Here is a 2,326-nt window from a genome sequence, read left to right as displayed (position 1 = left end):
TTTCCTGTCCAGCCTGCTTTCCCGCCTCGCCGCCTGGCGGGCCGCCGCCCGGCCCGTGCTGGCCTCGGCCCTGGCCCGCGCGCGGCCGCCCGTCTCGCGCGCGCTGGCCCTGCTCTGGCACCACCTGCGGCATCCCACGCGCCGCGGCGTGCTGATCGCCGTGGCGGCCATCCCGGCGCTGTTCCTGCTCTATGTACTGGTGCTGATCCCGTTCACGCCCAGCATCGGCGACATCCGCAAGGCCCGGGTCGATGCGCCGGCCCAGGTGATGTCCTCGGACGGCAAGCTGCTGGCCGAATTCAAGCCCTCGAACCGCGAATGGGTGGCGCTGGCCGATATCTCGCCGCACATGGTGGACGCGCTGATCGCCACCGAGGACCATCGCTTCTACGAGCATCACGGGCTCGACTGGCGGCGCACCGCCGGCGCCGCGCTGCACACCTTCTCGGGCGACCGCCAGGGTGGCTCGACCATCACCCAGCAGCTCGCCCGCAATCTCTATCCGGACCAGATCGGCCGCGCGCCCACGCTCACGCGCAAGCTCAAGGAGGCGATCACCGCGCTGAAGATCGAGGCCGTCTACAGCAAGCCGCAGATCCTCGAGACCTACCTGAACACGGTGCCCTTCCTCTACAACGCCTATGGCGTGGAGATGGCCGCGCGCACCTATTTCGACAAGTCGGCCGACCAGCTCGACGTGCTCGACAGCGCCACCCTGGTGGGCATGCTCAAGGGCAACAGCTACTACAACCCGGTGATCAATCCCGAGCGTGCGCTGCAGCGGCGCAATACGGTGCTCGGGCAGATGGTCAAGTACGGCAAGCTGACGCCGGCGCAGTTCGCGGTGCTGCAGAAGAAGCCCCTGCGCATCGACTTCGAGCGGCAGAAGGAGCCGCCCGGCCCGGCGCCGCATTTCGCGCAGCAGTTGCGCAAATGGCTGATCGGCTGGGCCGACCGCAACGACTACAACATCTACTCGGATGGGCTGATCGTCAGGACCACGATCGATTCGCGCATGCAGTCGATGGCCACCGCGGCGCTCAAGCTGCAGGCCAACCAGCTGCAGGGCATCGCCAACGGCGCCTGGAATTCGGGCAGCGGCTGCGCGTTCGGCAGCCCGCTGTTCCAGACCTTCATCCGCGAGACGCCCGAGTACAAGGCCGCGCGCGACGGCGGCGCCGACGATGCGGCCGCGCTGAAGGCGCTCGGCAAGCAGCGCGAGTTCCTGCGCGATCTCTGCAAGGCCAAGGCCGACGTGCAGGCCGGCTTCATGGCGATCGACCCGCGCGACGGCGCGATCCGCGCCTGGGTCGGCAGCCGCGACTTCGGCACCGAGCCCTTCGACCATGTGCAGCAGGCACGCCGGCAGCCGGGTTCGACCTTCAAGGCCTTCGTCTACGGCGCCGCCTTCGCCGACGGCGCCAAGCCCACCGATACCTTCATCGACCAGCCGGTGGAGATCCCGCTCAAGGGCGGCGAGATCTGGCGCCCCGACGACGCCGAGACGCCCACCGGCAAGCCGATGACGCTGGCCGACGCGCTGGCCTATTCGCGCAACCGCATCACCGCGCAGCTGATGCAGCAGGTCGGGCCGGTCAAGGTGGCGCGGCTCGCGCGCGAGATGGGGGTGCGCGACAGCACGCTGGAGGCGGTGCCCTCGCTGGCGCTGGGCACCAGCCCCGTCACGCTCAAGGAGATGGTGTCGGCCTACGCGACCATCGCCAACCTCGGCAGCTATGTGGAGCCGCGCATGGTGACCCGCATCGAGGATCGCGACGGCAACGTGCTGGCCGAGTTCATGCCGGCGCCGCCGGAACGCACGCTGTCCACCTCGGCCTCGCGCACGCTGGTGGAGGCGCTGCGCGGCGTGATCAATCGCGGCACCGGCTCGGCGATCCGCTCGCGCTTCGGGATCCGCGCCGACGTGGCCGGCAAGACCGGCACCACCCAGGGCAATACCGACGGCTGGTTCATCCTGATGCAGCCGCAACTGGTGGCGGGCGCCTGGGTCGGCTTCGACGACGGTCGCGTCACGCTCGGCGATACCTGGGGGCAGGGCGCGCGCAGCGCCTTGCCGATGGTCGGCGATTTCTACCAGCGCGTGTTCCGCGCCAAGCTGATCGACGCGCGTGTGAAATTCGATACCGAAGCGCCGCCGGGTTTCTTCGATACCTTGCGTGGCAAGCTCGACGACTGGATCGCCTATCTGTTCCCGTCCAAGCCGGAGAAGCCGGCCGTGCCGCAGAAGCCGCGCGCGCCGGCACCGGCCCCGGCGCCGAGCGAGGCGGAGCAGGCGGCCAGTGCCGCGAGCGCCGCCTCGGCGGCG

1 protein-coding gene is annotated in these 2,326 nt (G+C 69.8%); it reads left to right on the top strand.

Features of this window, described 5'->3' with window-relative positions:
• Positions 1 to 4: 4 nt before the first annotated feature.
• Positions 5 to 2,326: transglycosylase domain-containing protein (locus tag F3J18_RS36780; RefSeq protein ID WP_166917055.1), on the top strand; the 2,322-nt coding region annotated here is incomplete at its 3' end.

The organism is Burkholderia sp. Ax-1720 (assembly GCF_011753035.1).
GTDB lineage: Bacteria > Pseudomonadota > Gammaproteobacteria > Burkholderiales > Burkholderiaceae > Burkholderia > Burkholderia gladioli.
This window is presented reverse-complemented; position numbering and strand designations above follow the sequence as displayed.